The sequence below is a fragment of the Massilia sp. Soil_C_3 genome, assembly GCF_057657035.1.
The window spans coordinates 83,431-99,655 of sequence record NZ_JBDGJG010000006.1 but is presented as its reverse complement, the minus strand read 5'-3'; the positions used below and the strand labels follow the sequence as shown (position 1 = coordinate 99,655).

General features: G+C 66.1%; 16 protein-coding genes and 1 pseudogene. 7 read left to right on the top strand and 10 right to left on the bottom strand.

What is annotated here, in order from left to right:
• The first annotated feature begins 98 nt into the window (after window positions 1-98).
• The 4 genes from AC3A6F_RS13375 to AC3A6F_RS13360 are packed head-to-tail and all read left to right on the top strand — an operon-like array spanning window position 99 to window position 4,388.
• Window positions 99-1,169 carry an aminoglycoside phosphotransferase family protein gene (locus AC3A6F_RS13375; protein ID WP_487681470.1) on the top strand — a complete coding sequence of 357 codons (1,071 nt, stop codon included), beginning with the start codon at window positions 99-101 and terminating at the stop codon, window positions 1,167-1,169.
• Between the two features lie 8 nt (window positions 1,170-1,177).
• Window positions 1,178-1,900 (top strand): N-acetylmuramate alpha-1-phosphate uridylyltransferase MurU, encoded by a 723-nt coding sequence (gene murU / locus AC3A6F_RS13370; RefSeq protein ID WP_487681468.1) that lies wholly within the window; start codon window positions 1,178-1,180, stop codon window positions 1,898-1,900.
• A complete protein-coding gene (gene pepP / locus AC3A6F_RS13365; protein WP_487681466.1) occupies window positions 1,897-3,243 on the top strand; it encodes a Xaa-Pro aminopeptidase in 1,347 nt (448 codons plus the stop codon). The genes murU and pepP overlap by 4 nt, the downstream gene beginning before the upstream one ends.
• Window positions 3,240-4,388, top strand: a complete 1,149-nt coding sequence (locus AC3A6F_RS13360) for a UbiH/UbiF/VisC/COQ6 family ubiquinone biosynthesis hydroxylase (protein WP_487681464.1) — start codon at window positions 3,240-3,242, stop codon at window positions 4,386-4,388. Before pepP ends, AC3A6F_RS13360 begins: the two co-directional genes overlap by 4 nt.
• Before the next feature lie 199 nt (window positions 4,389-4,587).
• Here the strand turns inward: AC3A6F_RS13360 and AC3A6F_RS13355 are convergent.
• The 7 genes and pseudogenes from AC3A6F_RS13355 to AC3A6F_RS13325 all read right to left on the bottom strand — a co-directional run.
• Window positions 4,588-4,686, bottom strand: a pseudogene (locus tag AC3A6F_RS13355) (oxidoreductase); the annotation flags it as partial.
• A 62-nt stretch (window positions 4,687-4,748) separates the two neighbouring features.
• On the bottom strand, window positions 4,749-5,900 hold the full coding sequence (locus AC3A6F_RS13350) for an alkene reductase (protein ID WP_487681462.1): 1,152 nt from the start codon (window positions 5,898-5,900) through the stop codon (window positions 4,749-4,751).
• A gap of 37 nt (window positions 5,901-5,937) precedes the next feature.
• Window positions 5,938-6,627 carry a type 1 glutamine amidotransferase domain-containing protein gene (locus tag AC3A6F_RS13345; RefSeq protein WP_487681460.1) on the bottom strand — a complete coding sequence of 230 codons (690 nt, stop codon included), beginning with the start codon at window positions 6,625-6,627 and terminating at the stop codon, window positions 5,938-5,940.
• Window positions 6,628-6,733: 106 nt separating this feature from the next.
• On the bottom strand, window positions 6,734-7,339 hold the full coding sequence (locus AC3A6F_RS13340; protein WP_487681458.1) for a TetR/AcrR family transcriptional regulator: 606 nt from the start codon (window positions 7,337-7,339) through the stop codon (window positions 6,734-6,736).
• A gap of 203 nt (window positions 7,340-7,542) precedes the next feature.
• Complete coding sequence (locus AC3A6F_RS13335) at window positions 7,543-9,000, bottom strand: NAD(P)(+) transhydrogenase (Re/Si-specific) subunit beta (protein ID WP_487681456.1); 1,458 nt, start codon at window positions 8,998-9,000, stop codon at window positions 7,543-7,545.
• Complete coding sequence (locus AC3A6F_RS13330) at window positions 8,997-9,335, bottom strand: proton-translocating transhydrogenase family protein (protein ID WP_487681454.1); 339 nt, start codon at window positions 9,333-9,335, stop codon at window positions 8,997-8,999. The genes AC3A6F_RS13335 and AC3A6F_RS13330 overlap by 4 nt, the downstream gene beginning before the upstream one ends.
• Window positions 9,336-9,375: 40 nt before the next feature.
• Complete coding sequence (locus AC3A6F_RS13325; RefSeq protein WP_487681452.1) at window positions 9,376-10,488, bottom strand: Re/Si-specific NAD(P)(+) transhydrogenase subunit alpha; 1,113 nt, start codon at window positions 10,486-10,488, stop codon at window positions 9,376-9,378.
• Between the two features lie 241 nt (window positions 10,489-10,729).
• Here AC3A6F_RS13325 and AC3A6F_RS13320 point away from each other — a divergent pair, with 241 nt between their 5' ends.
• Entirely contained in the window at window positions 10,730-11,212 is a 483-nt protein-coding gene (locus AC3A6F_RS13320) for an NUDIX hydrolase (RefSeq protein WP_109346027.1), read from the top strand.
• An 18-nt stretch (window positions 11,213-11,230) separates the two neighbouring features.
• A complete protein-coding gene (gene mnmA / locus AC3A6F_RS13315; protein ID WP_487681449.1) occupies window positions 11,231-12,343 on the top strand; it encodes a tRNA 2-thiouridine(34) synthase MnmA in 1,113 nt (370 codons plus the stop codon).
• 8 nt (window positions 12,344-12,351) lie between these two features.
• Here the strand turns inward: mnmA and AC3A6F_RS13310 are convergent, their stop codons facing one another.
• Entirely contained in the window at window positions 12,352-14,130 is a 1,779-nt protein-coding gene (locus AC3A6F_RS13310; protein ID WP_487681446.1) for a sensor domain-containing phosphodiesterase, read from the bottom strand.
• A 171-nt stretch (window positions 14,131-14,301) separates the two neighbouring features.
• On the opposite strand from AC3A6F_RS13310, the gene AC3A6F_RS13305 reads away from it, so the two are divergent.
• Window positions 14,302-15,030 carry a GAF domain-containing protein gene (locus tag AC3A6F_RS13305; RefSeq protein WP_487681444.1) on the top strand — a complete coding sequence of 243 codons (729 nt, stop codon included), beginning with the start codon at window positions 14,302-14,304 and terminating at the stop codon, window positions 15,028-15,030.
• 4 nt (window positions 15,031-15,034) lie between these two features.
• Here the strand turns inward: AC3A6F_RS13305 and AC3A6F_RS13300 are convergent, their stop codons facing one another.
• Window positions 15,035-15,430, bottom strand: coding sequence for a response regulator (locus AC3A6F_RS13300; protein WP_487681442.1), 396 nt, complete (start codon window positions 15,428-15,430; stop codon window positions 15,035-15,037).
• Window positions 15,431-15,445: 15 nt separating this feature from the next.
• Window positions 15,446-16,222 carry a 5'-3' exonuclease gene (locus AC3A6F_RS13295; RefSeq protein WP_487681440.1) on the bottom strand — a complete coding sequence of 259 codons (777 nt, stop codon included), beginning with the start codon at window positions 16,220-16,222 and terminating at the stop codon, window positions 15,446-15,448.
• Window positions 16,223-16,225: the final 3 nt, after the last annotated feature.

Sequence of the window (16,225 nt, the reverse complement as noted above, 5' to 3'; positions counted from 1 at the left end):
TGGAAAATCGGACATGCACCATAAAGGGCGGTTTTTTTAGAATGAATCCCTTATTATATGGGAATTAGCTCAACCAACCGGATTCGTCAGGCCGCTTCATGTCATCTTCGTATCAAAATTCTTCCACTTCCTCCGGTGCAGCACATGATACCGATCTACGCCTGGCGCAACTGAACGATTGGCTGGCTTCGACCGGCCTGGTGGAAGTCGACACCGGCCGCCCTGCCTCCGTCGATGCGAGCTTTCGCCGCTACTTCCGCTACGACGTCGTCCCCGCCATGCAGGACAAGCTGGGCGCGACCCTGGTCGCCATGGATGCGCCGCCGGAACGCGAGAACGTGCCGGCCTTCATCCATGTGCAGGGCCTGCTGTTCGACGCCGGCGTGACGGTGCCGGCGATCGCCGCGCGCAACGTCGAACAGGGCTTCCTGCTGCTGGGCGACCTGGGCACCACCACCTACCTGGCGCGCCTGGATAGCGACAACGCCGCCTTCATGTATTCGGACGCGGTCGACGCCCTGCTCAAGTTCCAGATGGCCAGCCAGCCCGGCGTGCTGCCCGAGTTCGACCGCGCCTTTATTTTGCGCGAGCTGAACATCTTCCCGGAGTGGTACCTGAACCGCCACCTGGGCGTGACGCTGGACGACAAGCAGCAGGCGCAACTCGACAAGGTGTTCGAGGCGATCGCCTCGAACGTGCTGGCGCAGCAGCAGGTGTTCATGCACCGCGATTTCCATTCGCGTAACCTGATGTTCCTCGACCATGGCAACCCCGGCGTGCTCGATTTCCAGGACGCCGTCTACGGCCCGGTGACCTACGACCTGGCGTCGCTGCTGCGCGACGCCTACATCCAGTGGGACGAAGAAATCGTGCTGGACTGGGTGGTGCGCTACTGGCAGAGCGCCAAGCAGGCCGGCCTGCCGGTCAACCCGGACATCGACGCCTTCTACCGCGACTTCGAGTTCATGGCCATGCAGCGCCACCTGAAGATCCTCGGCATCTTCTGCCGCCTGAACTACCGCGACAACAAGTCGCACTACATGGGCGACCTGCCGACGGTGATCGACTACGTGCGCAAGACCGCGAACCGCTACACCGAACTCAAGCCGCTGCTGCGCCTGCTCGACGCGCTCGAAGACAAGGCGCCGCAGGTCGGCTACACCTTCTGAGGTCCAGCATGAAAGCGATGATTTTTGCCGCTGGCCGCGGCGAGCGCATGCGGCCCCTGACCGACAGCTGCCCCAAGCCTTTATTGAAAGTGCGCGGGCGGCCCCTGATCACCTGGCACGTGCTGAACCTGGTGCGCGCCGGGATCACGGAGATCGTGATCAACCACTCCCACCTCGGCCACATGATCGAGGAAGAACTGGGCGACGGCAGCCGCTACGGCGCGCGCATCGTGTACTCGCACGAGCCGACGCCGCTCGAGACGGCGGGCGGCATCGCCAATGCGCTGCACCTCTTGGGCGACGAACCGTTCCTGGCCGTGTCGGGCGACATCTACGCGCCCTACTTCGATTTCTCGCTGGCGCTCGACGCGCTCAAGGATATCGATGCGGTCGGCGTTCCCTACCCGGTCGACAAGCGCGACATCGCCTGGCTGTGGCTGACGCCGAACCCGTGGCACAACCCGCACGGCGACTTCGCGCTCGACATGTATACGCTCAAGAACGACGGTCCACCTAAGTGGAACTTCGCCGGCATCGGCGTCTACCGCGCCGAGATGTTCGACGGGATCGAGGCTGGCGAATTCCTCAAGTTCGGTCCACTGATGCGCAAGTTTATCGAGCAGGGGCGCGTCGGCGGCGAGATCTACCAGGGCCAGTGGGTCAATGTCGGCACCGTGGGCCAGCTGGAAGAACTGAACGCGCCGCTGCGGGCGGCCAAGACGGCTTCATGATGCCGCATTGCGCGGCGCATGCCGCCCGGCGTGCGCAGCTGCTGGGGCGGATGCAGCCGGGCGCGGTGGCCGTGCTGGGCACCGCACCGGAGGTGCCGCGCAACGGCGACAGCGACTATCCCTACCGCCACGACAGCCATTTCTATTACCTGAGCGGCTTCGCCGAACCCGAGAGCTGCGTGGTGCTGGTGGCGGCGCAGGGAGAGCATGCGGGGCGTTCCATCCTGTTCTGCCGCGAGAAGAACGTCGAGCGCGAGATCTGGGAAGGCTTTCGCTTTGGCCCCGAAGCGGCGCGCGATGCGTTCGGCTTCGACGAGGCGTATCCGATCGATGAACTCGACGCGCGCATGGCCGATATCCTGGCCGATGCGCCGGCGCTGTATTACGTGCTCGGCTCCGGCGCGCCGCTCGACGCGCGGGTGGCCGGCTGGCTCAAGGCAGTGCGCGCACGCGGCCGCACCGGCGTCACCGCGCCGCAGACGACGCACCACCTGCTGGCCATGCTCGACGAGATGCGGCTCTTGAAGGACGAGCACGAAATCGCCCTGATGACGCGCGCCGGCGCGATCTCGGCCCAGGCCCATGCGCGCGCGATGCGCGCCACCCGGCCCGGCATGTTCGAGTACGAGATCGAAGCCGAACTGCTGCACGAATTTCGCCGCAACGGGGCGCAATTCCCGGCCTATCCCTCGATCGTCGCCTCCGGACCGCAAGCCTGCGTGCTGCACTACAACGCCAACAACCGCCGCATCGACGACGGCGACCTGGTGCTGATCGACGCCGGCTGCGAGTTGGACGGCTACGCCAGCGACATCACGCGCACGTATCCGGCCAATGGCCGCTTCAGCGATGCCCAGCGCATCCTGTACGAACTGGTGCTGCGCGCGCAGTCGGCGGCCATCGCCGCCATCGCGCCGGGCCGGCCGTACAGCGCGATCCACGATGCGGCGGTGCGCGTGCTCACCGAAGGCATGCTCGACCTCGGCCTGCTGGATCGGAACAAGGTGGGCCCGCTCGACGAGGCGATCGCGTCACGCGCCTATGTCCAGTTCTACATGCATGGCACCGGCCACTGGCTGGGCATGGACGTGCACGACGTCGGCGCCTACCGCGACGTCGCCTTGCCCGACAAGCCATCGCGTCCCCTGCTGCCGGGGATGACGCTGACGGTGGAGCCAGGCATCTACGTACGGCCCGGCGAGGGCGTGCCGGAACGATTCTGGAACATCGGCATCCGGATCGAGGACGATGTGCTCGTGACCGACGCCGGCTGCCGCATCCTGAGCGCCGACGCGCCGAAGAGCGTGACTGATATCGAAGCACTGATGCGGGAAACACGATGACCGAACAAGAGCTGGACTTCGATGTGGCGATCTGCGGCGCCGGTCCGGTGGGACTGGCGCTGGCCGCCTTCCTGGCGCGGCGCGGGGTGCCGGGTGCGCGCATCGCCCTGATCGACGGCAAGTCGCTGGGCCAGGCGATCTCGGACCCGCGTTCGATCGCGCTGTCCTGGGGCAGCGTGCAGCTGCTGGACGAAGTCGGGGCGTGGCCATTGCCGGCCACGGCGATCCACCAGATCCACGTCTCGCGCCGCGGCCAGCTGGGCCGCAGCCTGATGGACCGCCGCGATCACGACGTTGACGCGCTGGGCTACGTCACGCGCTACGGCGCCGTGGTCGATGCCCTGGCGCGGCGCTGCGAGGCGGCCGGCGTCGCCGTGCTGCGCCCGGCGCGCGTGCAGTCGCTGGAAGAGGGGCCCGACGGTGCATTGCTGGCGCTGGACGACGGCCGCACGCTGCGCGCGCAGGTGGCGGTGCAAGCGGAAGGCGGCATCTTCGGCCAGCAAGACCACCGCGCCAGGAGCCGCGACTACGAACAGACCGCCGTGATCGCGCGCGTGACGAGCGACATGCCGATCGCGCACCGCGCCTTCGAGCGTTTCACCGACGAAGGCCCGCTGGCTCTGCTGCCGGAAGACGGCCCCGATGGCCATCAATATGCGCTGGTGTGGTGCGTGCGTCCCGAACGCGCCGGCGCGGTCCTCGACCTGGATGACACCCGATTCCTGCAACAACTCGGCGACGCCTTCGGCACCCGCCTGGGCACCTTCACGAAAGTCTCCCCCCGCGTCGCCTTCCCCCTCGGCCTGAACGCCGAAGCGCGCGTCACCGCGCGCACGGTCGCCATCGGCAATGCCGCACAAACCCTGCACCCGGTCGCCGGCCAGGGCCTGAACCTGGGCCTGCGCGACGCCGCCGTCCTGGCGCGCCAGCTGGCGCGCGGCGCCACCCCGGCCGCGATCGGCCGCTTCCTGGAAGAACGCGCGCAAGACCGCAAGCTGACGATCGGCCTGACCGACACCATGGCCCGCGCCTTCACCGCCAGCAAGCCACTGCAACCCCTGCTGGGCCTGGGCCTCGCCGCCCTCGACCTGGCCCGCCCCGCCCGCACCCTCCTCGCCGACCTGATGATGTTCGGCCGCCGCTAACCGTCCGCAGGCGCCAACCCAATAATTAGGGTCAGAGTCGAATTGTTTGACAACTTCAGTAAATCAATTGGAAATTAATTCGACTCTGACCCTAATTGGGTGGGTGCCGGCGATGCGCAGGTGTTGGGGCCGCCGAAGGGCGCGGCCGGATTGCTGTTGTCGATTGACGGCAAGGCGCCTGAGCGGATTCGCTGCCGGTTCAGAATTGCTGCGCGGTCGGGCGCAGGACGATTTCGTTGATGTCGACGTCGGCCGGCTGCTCGATCGCGAAGGCGATCGCCCGCGCCACCGAAGCAGCCTCCGCGCCGATGCCGGTGCCGCCGCCGGTGATCAGGACCACCTTGCCTTCGATCTGCTGGTTCATGCTGGTTCTCCTTGGGTGATGGTGTGCGCGTGGCGCGGGTAATCGGTAAAGCCGGCCTCGGCGCCGCCGTACAGGGTCGCGGCATCGAGCGGATTGAGCGGCCAGCCCCGGGCGATGCGCTCGGGCAGGTCCGGGTTGGCGATGAAGGGGCGGCCGAAGGCGATCAGGTCGGCCAGGCCTGCATCGACCAGGCGCGCGCCCTTCTCGGCGGTATAGCGGCCGGCGTACAGGATCTTGCCGCTGAAGGCGGCGCGCACCGCTTGCCGGAACGCGAGCGGCAGTTCGGGCGCCTTGTCCCAATCGGCCTCGGCGATCGACAGGTAGCCGACGCCGGCGTGCTCGAGCACCGCGATGGCTTCCAGATAGGTCTGGTGCGGATCGTCCTCGACCAGGCCGATATACACGCGGTCTTCGTCGGTGCTGGAAAACAGCGGCGTGAAACGCACCCCGAGCCGCTCGGGTCCGACCACCTCGCCCACCGCCTGCACGATCTCGCGCAGGAAGCGCAGGCGGTTCTGCAGCGAGCCGCCGTATTTGTCGGAGCGGTGGTTGGCGTGGGCCGAGATGAACTGGTTGACCAGGTAGCCGTTGGCGGCATGGATCTCGACGCCATCGAAGCCGGCGGCGAGCGCGTTGCGCGCCGCCTGGGCATACAGGGCGACCAGCTCGCCGATCTCGTCCACGCTCAGCGCGCGCGGCAGCGACGGCTCCACCAGCGTCCCGGCGCCGGGGCCGGTCTCGATGAAGGCCTTGACCTTCGCGGCCTGGATGGCGGACGGCGCCACCGGCGCGCCGCCATCGGGCTGCAGCGCGGCATGCGAGACCCGGCCGACGTGCCACAGCTGGGCGAAGATGATGCCGCCCTCGGCGTGCACGGCCTCGGTCACCTTGCGCCAGCCGGCGATCTGCGCGGCGTCATGGATGCCCGGCGTCCAGGCGTAGCCTTTGCCGCGCGGCTCGATCTGCGTGCCTTCGGTGATGATCAGTCCGGCGCTGGCGCGCTGGCGGTAATAGCTCGCCATCAGGTCGGTGGCGACGTCGCCGGGCTGGCCGGCGCGCTGGCGGGTCAGGGGCGGCAGTACGATGCGGTTCTTCAGCGTGTGGCGGCCCAGGCGCACCGGCGCGAACAGGGAGGGATAGTGGGACATGGCGGACTCTTTCGGGTCGGTGGCAGGCGCGATCGGCTCAGCCTGCGTTGCGGGACAATTGCCCGATCAGGGTTTCAGCGGCCGCGGCTGACGAAGCGGGGTTCTGGCCGGTGATCAGGAGGCCGTCGGTCACTACATAGGAGGCCCAGTCCTCGCCGCGGCTGAAGATCGCCCCTTTGGCCTTGAGCTCGTCTTCCACCAGGAAAGGCACGATGTCGGTGAGTTCGACGGCGGCTTCCTCGCTATTGGTGAAGCCGGTCACCTGACGGCTACGCACCAGTGGGGTGCCGTCCGCGTTCCTGACATGGCGCAGGACGCCCGGCGCATGGCAGACCAGCGCGACCGGCTTGCTGGCCGCGACGAAGGATTCGATCAGCGCGATCGAGCGCGCATCTTCGGCCAGGTCCCACAGCGGGCCGTGGCCGCCGGGGTAGAACACCGCGTCGAAGCCGTCGTGGGACACGCTGTCCAGGCGCACGGTATTGGCGAGCTGGGCGATCGCGGCGGGGTCGGCTTCGAAGCGGCGGGTCTCGGCGGTCTGAAAAGCGGGTTCGTTGCTTTTCGGGTCGAGCGGCGGCTGGCCGCCGGCGGGCGACGCCAGCACCAGGCGAGCGCCCGCTTCCTTCAGCGCATAGTAGGGAGCGGCCAGTTCTTCCAGCCAGAAGCCGGTCTTGCGGCCGGTGGCGCCCAGGGTGTCGTGCGAGGTGAGAACGATCAGGATATTCATGGTATTGCTCCTTCAGCTTAATTAGTAGACCAGATTAGTAGACCAGTCGTCTAGATCATGTTTCAAAAAAAGACGCTTCGCGGGAAGCGTCCGGTTCGACCCGCGCTCAGCGGGCCAGGTGCAGCAGGTGTTGCGTTGTTTCCATCGCGGCATCGAACGGCGATGCATCGCGGACGATCTTGACCATGACGCTGGCGCCAAGCCAGAGCTGGTACAGGCTTTCGGCCAACTGCGCGGGATCCCCCTGCGCCGTGAGCGAACCATCGGCCGCGCCGCTTTCGATCGCATACGCCAGGCGGGCCACGATGCCGGCGGTGCCCTGCTTCAGGGTCAGCCGCATCGGCTCCGACAGGTCTGCGACTTCGGCGCCCAGCTTGACTGCAAGGCACTTGCCCTGGCAATCGTAGAACGACTGGTTGGCGCGCCAGAACTCGAAGTAATCGACCAGGCGTTCGGCCATGGTCTTGTCGGCTTGCTGGAACATGCGGTCCATATCGGCCAGGTAATCCTCGAAATACTTCGCCAGCAGCGCTTCGCCGAAAGCGTCCTTCGACCCGAAGTAATGATAGAAGGAACCCTTCGGAACGCCCGCCGTGGCCAGGATCTCGTTCAGTCCCACCGCCGAGAAGCCCTTGCCGGCCATGATGCGCTGCCCCACCGCGACGATATTGTCGCGAACGTCGGAAGAGTCATGTGTCGTTGTCTTAGCCATGACTGCACTATAAATCAGATTAGACCGGTCGTCTAGAACTTTTTTGCATCATTTTTTACGCCCTAAAGGATCAATTAGGGTCAGAGTCGAATTATTGAGCAATTTCCTGGCTCGATGTTGTCACTTAATTCGACTCCGACCCTAATTGTCTGGGTGGCAATTGGCCAATAAATCTACTCCGACCCTAATTGTCGGGCTATTGATTATTCGACGGCTTTGACCATCGATTCGATGACTTTCTTGGCGTCGCCAAAGACCATCATCGTGTTGGGCTGGTAGAACAGGTCGTTGTCCAGGCCGGCGTAGCCGGAGGCCATCGAGCGTTTGTTGACGATGATGCTTTTCGCGCGGTAGGCCTCCAGGATCGGCATGCCGGCGATCGGGGATTTGGGGTCCTTCGCGGCCGGGTTCACCACGTCGTTGGCGCCCAGGATCAGGACCACGTCGGTCTGGCCGAAATCGCCGTTGATGTCTTCCATTTCGGCGACCTGGTCGTAGGGGACTTCGGCCTCGGCCAGCAGCACGTTCATGTGGCCCGGCATGCGGCCGGCCACCGGGTGGATCGCGTAGCGCACCGTCACGCCGTGCTCCGTCAGCTTGTCGACCAGCTCCTTTACCGTGTGCTGGGCGCGCGCCACCGCCAGGCCGTAGCCGGGGACGATGATCACCGACTCGGCGTTCTGCAGGATGAAGGCGGCGTCTTCGGCGGAGCCCGATTTCACCGGGCGCTGCTCCTTGGCGCCGCCGTCGTCCGCGACAGCCTCGCCGCCGAAGCCGCCCAGGATCACGTTGAAGAACGAGCGGTTCATCGCCTTGCACATGATGTACGAAAGGATCGCGCCGCTCGAGCCGACCAGCGAGCCGGCGATGATCAGCATCGAGTTGTTCAGCGAGAAGCCGATGCCGGCCGCCGCCCAGCCGGAATAGGAGTTCAGCATCGACACCACCACCGGCATGTCGGCGCCGCCGATCGGGATGATGATCAACACGCCCAGCACGAAGGCCAGCGCCGCCATCACGATGAACGGCGTCCAGGCTGGCGCCACGCCGTCGGCGAAGCAGAACATCAACCCCAGCACGACGATCGCGATCGCCAGCACCAGGTTCAGGATATGCTGCCCGCCAAAGCGCACCGGCGCCCCCTGGAACAGGCGAAATTTGTACTTGCCCGACAGCTTGCCGAAGGCGATCACCGAACCCGAGAAGGTCACCGCGCCGACGAAGGTGCCGATGAACAGCTCCAGCCGGTTGCCGAACGGGAGCGGCGTCTCACGGGTGGCGATATTGAAGGCCCAGGGTTCGGACACGGCGGCAATCGCGATGCACACCGCCGCCAGGCCGATCAGCGAGTGCATGGCCGCCACCAGCTCGGGCATCTTGGTCATCTCGACCTTCTTCGCGGCGTAGGCGCCGATCGCGCCGCCGACCACCACGCCCAGCAGCACCAGGACGAAGCCCGAGCCGCCGCCCTGCCCCAGGCTATCCTGCAGCTTGAGCATCAGCGCCACCGTGGTCACCACGGCGATCCCCATCCCGGCCATGCCGAAGGCGTTGCCGATGCGCGCGGTCGAGGGCGAGGACAAGCCCTTGAGCGCCTGGATGAAGCATACCGAGGCGACCAGGTAGAACAGGGTGACGAGGTTCATGCTGATCGCGTTCATGCCTGCTTCTCCTCGATCTTGGCCTCGACCGCCGCCTTTGCCGCTTTCGGCTCCTTCTTCTTGAACATCTCCAGCATGCGCTGGGTGACCAGGAAGCCGCCGAAAACGTTCACCGCCGCCAGCGCCACCGCCACCGTGCCGGCCACGCGTCCGGTCAGGCCTTCGGTCAGGCCTGCGGCCAGCATGGCGCCGACGATCACGATCGCCGAGATGGCATTGGTGACCGCCATCAGGGGCGTGTGCAGCGCGGGGGTGACGGTCCAGACCACGTGGTAGCCGACGTAGATCGCCAGCACGAAGATGATCAGGTTGATGATGGTGTGGCTGATGTCCATGCCTAGTCTCCTGTCTGGTTCTGGTCCTGCCTGAAGCAATCTATTTGCGCAGCACTTCACCACCGGCGCACACCAGCGTCGCGGTCACGATCTCGTCCTCGCGGTCGATGAAGAAGCGCTCGTCCTTGTCGATCACTAGCTTGAGGAAGTCCAGCACGTTGCGCGCATACAGGGCCGACGCATCGGCCGGCACCAGCGCCGCCAGGTTCGGCTCGCCGATGATATGCACCCCGTGCCTGATTACGGTCTTGCCCAGTTCCGTCAGCGGACAGTTGCCGCCCTGGGCGATGGCCATGTCGACGATCACGGAGCCCGGCTTCATCGCGCGCACCGTTTCTTCGCCGATCAGGATGGGCGCCTTGCGGCCCGGGATCAGGGCGGTGGTGACGACGATGTCGGCCAGTTTCGCGCGCTCGTGCACCAGTTCTCCCTGGCGCCGCATCCAGTCGGCCGGCATCGGCCGCGCATAGCCGCCGCTGCCCTGGGCGATCTCGCGCTCCTCGTCGGTCACATACGGCACGTCGATGAATTTGGCGCCGAGCGACTCCACCTGTTCCTTCACCGGCGGACGCACGTCGGACGCTTCGATCACGGCGCCCAGGCGCTTGGCGGTGGCGATCGCCTGCAGCCCGGCCACGCCCACGCCCATGATCAGCACGCGCGCCGCCTTGACCGTGCCGGCCGCCGTCATCAGCATCGGCATGAAGCGCCCGTAGGTATTGGCGGCCAGGAGGATGGCCTTGTAGCCGGCGATATTGGCTTGCGACGAGAGCACGTCGAGCGACTGCGCGCGCGTGATGCGCGGCGCCGCTTCCAGCGCGAAGGCGGTGACGCCGCTCGCGGCCAGCGCGGCGAGATTGTCGGCGTCGAAGGGATCGAGCATCCCGACCAGCACCGCGTCGCGCCGCATCAGGCCGCGCTCGGCGGCGTCCGGGCTGCGCACCTTGAGGACCATGTCGGCGCCCAAAGCGGCGGCGGCATCGACGATGCTGGCGCCGGCCGCTTCATAGGCGCTGTCGGGCGCCGCGGCATGCAGGCCGGCGCCGGACTGCACCAGGACCTGGTGTTTGGCGGCCAGTTTTTTGACAGTTTCGGGTGTTGCTGCAACACGCGTCTCGCCCGGCCTTGTCTCGGCCGGTATGCCTATCCTCATGACACCTCCGTACGTTGGAATACTCGAGTGCACAACCTGTCTTTACGGCAAGTGTTCCAATATACCTTCTTTTAATGAATTTGCAATGCTTGTGACAAAACTCATGCCGCCCGGGCGATTTGCCGGCATTTTTGCGACAGATCAAGCCGAATTAACGACAGGCAAGCGGCGCAAGAAGGGCAAGGCTGAGCAGAGCAGCCCCCGCCCGAGGTAGAATACCGGCTCATTTTCAAGGACAGGCATGAGCGACATCTTCAAACCATCGGTTACCGTGGCTGCGATCATCGAGCACGAGGGCCGTTTCCTGCTGATCGAAGAAGAGACGAGCGAGGGCGTCAAGCTGAACCAGCCCGCCGGTCATCTCGACCCGCACGAATCGCTGGAACAAGCGGTCGTGCGCGAAGCGCTCGAGGAAACCGCCCACGAGTTCATACCGCGCACGCTGGTGGGAATGTATATGTCGCGCTACCACTCCAAGTCGCGCAATGCCGACGTCACCTACCTGCGCTTCACCTTCGCCGGGGCCGTCGGCCGCAAGTTCGACCAGCCGCTCGACGAGGGCATCCTGCGCACCCTGTGGATGACGCGCGACGAGATCGCCGCCACCGCCGACCGCCACCGCAGCCCGATCGTGCTCAAGTGCGTGGACGACTACCTGGCCGGCCAGAGCACGCCCCTGTCCCTGCTGCACACCCATCCCTCGGTGTTCGAGGGCGGGATCTGAATTCAATACGGACGTAACATGAGCAAGAAAAAAGTCGTGATCGGGATGTCGGGCGGAGTCGACTCCTCGGTCGCGGCGTGGATGCTGAAAGAACAAGGCTACGACGTGGTCGGCCTGTTCATGAAGAACTGGGAAGACGACGACGACTCCGAATACTGCTCGACGCGCCAGGACTGGATCGACGCGGCCAGCGTGGCCGACGTGGTCGGGGTCGACATCGAGGCGGTCAACTTCGCCTCCGAATACAAGGACCGCGTGTTCGCCGAGTTCCTGCGCGAGTACCAGGCCGGCCGCACGCCCAACCCGGACGTGCTGTGCAACGCCGAGATCAAGTTCAAGGCCTTCCTCGACCATGCGATGAAGCTGGGCGCCGACCTGATCGCCACCGGCCATTACGCGCGCGTGCGCGAAAACGTCGGTAGCGGCAAGTTCGAGCTGCTCAAGGCCTTCGATGCCACCAAGGACCAGAGCTACTTCCTGCATCGCCTGAACCAGGCGCAGCTCTCGAAGTCGCTGTTCCCGCTGGGCGAGATCCCGAAGACCGAGGTGCGCAAGATCGCCGAAAAGCTGAAACTGCCGAACGCCGCCAAGAAGGATTCGACCGGCATCTGCTTCATCGGCGAGCGCCCGTTCCGCGACTTCCTGAACCGCTACCTGTCCTATAAGCCGGGCCCGATCAGGCTGGACGACGGCAGCAAGGTCGGCGAACACGTCGGCCTGTCGTTCTACACGCTGGGCCAGCGCAAGGGCATCGGCATCGGCGGCCTCAAATCCCGCAAGACCGCCGACGGCATCAGCGAACCGTGGTTCGTGGCGCGCAAGGACATCGAAAAGAACGAGCTGTATATCGTGCAGGGCCATGACCACCCATGGCTGCTGTCGAACCGCCTGGAAGCCGGCCAGGCCAGCTGGATCGCGGGCGAAGCGCCCAATCCGCGCGAGCTGGCTGCCAAGACCCGCTATCGCCAGGCCGACGTGGCATGCAAGGTGCAGGCTGCGAGCGATGGCAGGTTCACCCTCGATTTCACCGACCCGCAATGGGCGGTCACGCCCGGCCAGTCGGCCGTGCTGTACGACGGCGACGTCTGCCTGGGCGGCGGCATCATCGACGCCCGCTCCGGCCCCGCCTGAGCAGTCCTTCAGCGAACGCGCCCGGCCAGCCACTCGACCAGCGCGTTCGGGGCCAGCGGGCGCGCGTGCAGGTAGCCCTGCACCTCGTCGCAACCCGCAGCACGCAAGAAATCTTCCACTTCCATCGTTTCCACGCCTTCGGCCACCACCTTGTGGCCCAAGTCGTGCGACAGCTTGATCATCGTCCCCACCAGCGCGCGCCGGCGTTCGTCGTGCACCAGGTTGCACATGAAGCTCTGGTCGATCTTGACCACGTTGGCCGGCAGGCTTTGCAGGTAAGACAGGCTGCTGTAGCCGGTGCCGAAATCGTCGATCGCCAGCTGCACGCCGGCGTGCGCCAGGCGTTCCAGCGTGGCCTGCGCCACCTTCGGGTTGCGCATCAGCGCGCTCTCGGTGAGCTCGATCGCCAGGTTTGACGCCGGCAGGCCATGGCGCACCAGGAGTTTCAATACGCGATCGCAGAAGTCCGGCTCTTCCAGGTTCACCGCCGACACGTTCACCGCCACCTGCAAGGTGAGGCCCTCGTGGCGCCATGCGGCCATCTGGCGCATCGCGGCCGCCAGCACCCATTCGGTGGTGGCGCGCGCCAGCGAGGTGCCTTCGATCACCGGGATGAATTCACCCGGCGAGATCGCGCCCATCTCGGGATGGCTCCAGCGCAGCAGCGCCTCGACGCTGGTGCAGGCGCCGTCGTGCAGGGCGACCTTGGGCTGGTACACCAGGTGCAGCTGGTTGCGGCTCTCGAGCGCAGCGCCGAAGGCGCTCACCAGCCAGAAGCGGCGCTGCAGGATGGCGTCGTGCTCGGACGAAAACACGCGCACGCAGCGCTCGGCGGCCAGGCCGTCCTGGGCCGCGCTGTGCATATTGCGCAGCAGGTCCAGGCCCTCGGCCTGGCCGACCGTGAACGGCGCGATGCCGACCGTGACGGTGGTGATGAAGCGCGCCTGGCCGTGGCTGGCGCGCGCGTCGAGCCACGACTGCATCTGGGTGCGGAAGGTCTCGAGCGTGACGCCGCGCGGCGCGAAGAAGGCGAACTGGGTGCTGCCGACGTGGTAGATCTTGCCGGCGCCGGCCAGGCGCAGCTGCGGCACCACGTCACGCACCATCTCGTCCAGGTAGCCGGCCCCCATCACGCGCTGGGCGTCGCTCAGCTCTTGCGGGCTGGCCAGGCTGACCAGGGCAGCCAGGCGCATGTCGCCGGCCGGCTCGGCCAGCTCCATGTCGTTGAAGTCGACGATGAACTGGTTGCGGTTAGGCAGGCCGCTGACCGGGTCGATCCGCCCCAGTGCATGCTGCAGCTCGATCTGCGTCATCACCATGGTCGCCAGGTCCTGCAGCACCTGGCGCTCGGCTTCTGTCACCTGGCGCGGTTCGGTGCCCAGCACGCACATCGCGCCCAGCGCAAAACCGTCGCTGGTCATGAGCGGTGCACCGGCGTAGAAGCGGATGCCGTCCGCCGCCAGCTTGCTTTCGCGAAAGCAGGCGTTTTCAAGCAGGTCAGGCACGACCAGCACGTGGGCGGTATCGGCCACCTCCGCGCACGGCGCGCGCAGGCGCGGGATCGAATCGTGCCCGACGCCGACCTTCGATTTGAACCACTGGCGGTCGCTGTCGGTCAGCGACACCGCCGCGATCGGCAGATTGAACAGCTGGGCAGCCATTCGCGTGATGCGGTCGAAGGCCTCGCTCGGCGGGGTGTCCAGCAATTCGAGGCGGTGCAGTGCTTCGAGACGCGCCGCTTCATGGCGGGACGGGGCCAATAGTGCTGGTTCGATCGGTGAGTTCATGGTTGGCCCCTGGCTGGCGCACATGCGCTAGAAATGACGGAATTGACGAATTATGATTCATTGTTGCAATAAAAATTCCCACAGTCAACAATTATCGCCAATTCTATCGTCATATTCGTCATTTTTTGTTGCTTGGTGTAAAATCCATGTATTGCAGCAATACGGCACACGATGATGACGAGACTCGACGACGATCCGATCCTGACCACGCGCGAAGCGGCGCGCCTGCTGGGGGTGGCGGTGAGCACCGCCCAGGTCTGGATGGAAGGCGGCGCGCTGCCGACCTGGAAGACCCCCGGCGGCCATCGCCGGGTGCGCCTGAGCGCGGTGACCCAGCTGATGCGGCAACGCGAGGCCAGCCTGCCCATGGCGCAGGCCGAGCGGCTCTCCGGCGAGTTCGTCCCGACGCAGTCTCCTGCGTATCCGGTGGCGTCCAACGAAGCGCAGCGCCTGGCGGCGCTGGCCGCGACGAAGCTGATGGACTCGGCCGAGGAAGAAGTGTTCGACCGCGTGACGTGGCTGGCCAGCCACGTGACCGAATGCCCGATGGCCCTGCTGACCTTATTGTCCGGGCAACGCCAGTGGTTCAAGTCGCGCATCGGCATCGAGCGGCGCGAGACGGCGCGCGAGGTGGCCTTCTGCAGCCACACGATCATGCAGGACGGGGCATTCGTGGTGGAAGATGCCGGCGCCGACCCGCGCTTCGCCGCCAATCCCCTGGTAACAGGCGCGCCGCACATCCGCTTCTATGCGGGCTATCCGGTGCTCGATGCCAACGGACTGGCGCTCGGTTCGCTGTGCGTGCTGGACCGCGAACCGCGCCGCCTGCGCGAACGCGAATTGCGCGCGCTGCGCGAACTGGCCGCCATCGCGTCCGACGAAGTCAGGCGCCGCGGCTAGCGGCTCACTCCGGCTTGGGGGCCGCCTGCTGCTTCTTGACGAAGGCGATCACGGTATTGCGGATGGTCTTGAGCACGGTGTCGGCCTTGAACGGCTTGACGATGAAGCCGTGCACGCCGCGCGCCGCCGCCGACTGCACCGCCTGCGCATCGAGCGTGCCCGAGACCAGGAAGATCAGCGTCTTGGGCAGCTCGGCGCGCAGCTGTTCGACCACGTTGTTGCCGTCCTCGACCTGCTCGCGCGCGATACAGAGCACGTGCGGACGGTGCTTGATCGCCAGGCCGTAGCCGAGCGCGCTGGTGTGGGTCGCCCCCACCACCTCGTAGCTGCCGTCGGCCAGCACGGTGCCCAGCATCGACCGCGAGACCGCGTTTCCATCCACGATTACCGCCTTGAGCATCGCGTCGCTTTCCGTTTAGTGAGAGTCATAAGCCAGCATATTCCAGGTCACGCCCAGGCGCACGTCGAGCTTGAGCGAGACCAGGCAACGCGAGATCTCGAGTATCTCATGCTCGGCGCGCAGCCGTTCGCCGAGCGGCGTCTTGAGGATGCCGGCGCCCTGGACCACGGCGTCGAGGCTGCCGTAGGCATTGAGCAGGCGCGCGGCCGTCTTCATGCCGATCTTGGACACGCCCGGCACGCCGTCGGTCGGGTCGCCCATCAGCGCCAGCAGGTCGTGCAGCCGCTCGGGCGCGACGCCGAAGCGCTGTCGCACCCAGGCGTCGTCATGCCATTCGTTCTTGAAATGGTCCCACACCAGCGCGCCGTGCGCGATCAGCGGATGCAAGTCCTTGTCGGTGGTGGCGACGATGGCCTCCCCGCGTCCTTCCGACAGCCAGCGCATCACGCCGGTGGCGATCACGTCGTCGGCCTCGACCTCGGGGATCGACACCACGTGCAGGCCCGCCGCGCGCAGGCGCTCGTGGAACTCGGGCAGCGCAGCGCGCAGTTCACGGGGCATCGCCGCCCGGCCCTCGCGGTAGCGCGGGTACAGGGCGTGGCGCCAGTTATCGCCGCCGTGGTCGAACGCCGCCAGCACGTGGGTCGGCGCATGCGTCTCGAGCACGTTGCGAAACGACGAGAAGGCGTGGCGCAGCGCGATGCTGGCCTTCAGGTCAGAATCCGGTTCGGGACTGGCCTCGTACACCCGGCGTACGATGTTCAGGCCGTCGATGGCGAGCAGCTTGGCCATGCT

What these genes read in the sequence shown, in the direction of transcription:
- AC3A6F_RS13375 (WP_487681470.1), top strand. Translation starts at nt 99, where the DNA reads ATGTCATCTTCGTATCAAAATTCTTCCACTTCCTCCGGTGCAGCACAT.
- murU (WP_487681468.1), top strand. Translation starts at nt 1,178, where the DNA reads ATGAAAGCGATGATTTTTGCCGCTGGCCGCGGCGAGCGCATGCGGCCC.
- pepP (WP_487681466.1), top strand. Translation starts at nt 1,897, where the DNA reads ATGATGCCGCATTGCGCGGCGCATGCCGCCCGGCGTGCGCAGCTGCTG.
- AC3A6F_RS13360 (WP_487681464.1), top strand. Translation starts at nt 3,240, where the DNA reads ATGACCGAACAAGAGCTGGACTTCGATGTGGCGATCTGCGGCGCCGGT.
- AC3A6F_RS13350 (WP_487681462.1), bottom strand. Translation starts at nt 5,900, where the DNA reads ATGTCCCACTATCCCTCCCTGTTCGCGCCGGTGCGCCTGGGCCGCCAC.
- AC3A6F_RS13345 (WP_487681460.1), bottom strand. Translation starts at nt 6,627, where the DNA reads ATGAATATCCTGATCGTTCTCACCTCGCACGACACCCTGGGCGCCACC.
- AC3A6F_RS13340 (WP_487681458.1), bottom strand. Translation starts at nt 7,339, where the DNA reads ATGGCTAAGACAACGACACATGACTCTTCCGACGTTCGCGACAATATC.
- AC3A6F_RS13335 (WP_487681456.1), bottom strand. Translation starts at nt 9,000, where the DNA reads ATGAACGCGATCAGCATGAACCTCGTCACCCTGTTCTACCTGGTCGCC.
- AC3A6F_RS13330 (WP_487681454.1), bottom strand. Translation starts at nt 9,335, where the DNA reads ATGGACATCAGCCACACCATCATCAACCTGATCATCTTCGTGCTGGCG.
- AC3A6F_RS13325 (WP_487681452.1), bottom strand. Translation starts at nt 10,488, where the DNA reads ATGAGGATAGGCATACCGGCCGAGACAAGGCCGGGCGAGACGCGTGTT.
- AC3A6F_RS13320 (WP_109346027.1), top strand. Translation starts at nt 10,730, where the DNA reads ATGAGCGACATCTTCAAACCATCGGTTACCGTGGCTGCGATCATCGAG.
- mnmA (WP_487681449.1), top strand. Translation starts at nt 11,231, where the DNA reads ATGAGCAAGAAAAAAGTCGTGATCGGGATGTCGGGCGGAGTCGACTCC.
- AC3A6F_RS13310 (WP_487681446.1), bottom strand. Translation starts at nt 14,130, where the DNA reads ATGAACTCACCGATCGAACCAGCACTATTGGCCCCGTCCCGCCATGAA.
- AC3A6F_RS13305 (WP_487681444.1), top strand. Translation starts at nt 14,302, where the DNA reads ATGATGACGAGACTCGACGACGATCCGATCCTGACCACGCGCGAAGCG.
- AC3A6F_RS13300 (WP_487681442.1), bottom strand. Translation starts at nt 15,430, where the DNA reads ATGCTCAAGGCGGTAATCGTGGATGGAAACGCGGTCTCGCGGTCGATG.
- AC3A6F_RS13295 (WP_487681440.1), bottom strand. Translation starts at nt 16,222, where the DNA reads ATGGCCAAGCTGCTCGCCATCGACGGCCTGAACATCGTACGCCGGGTG.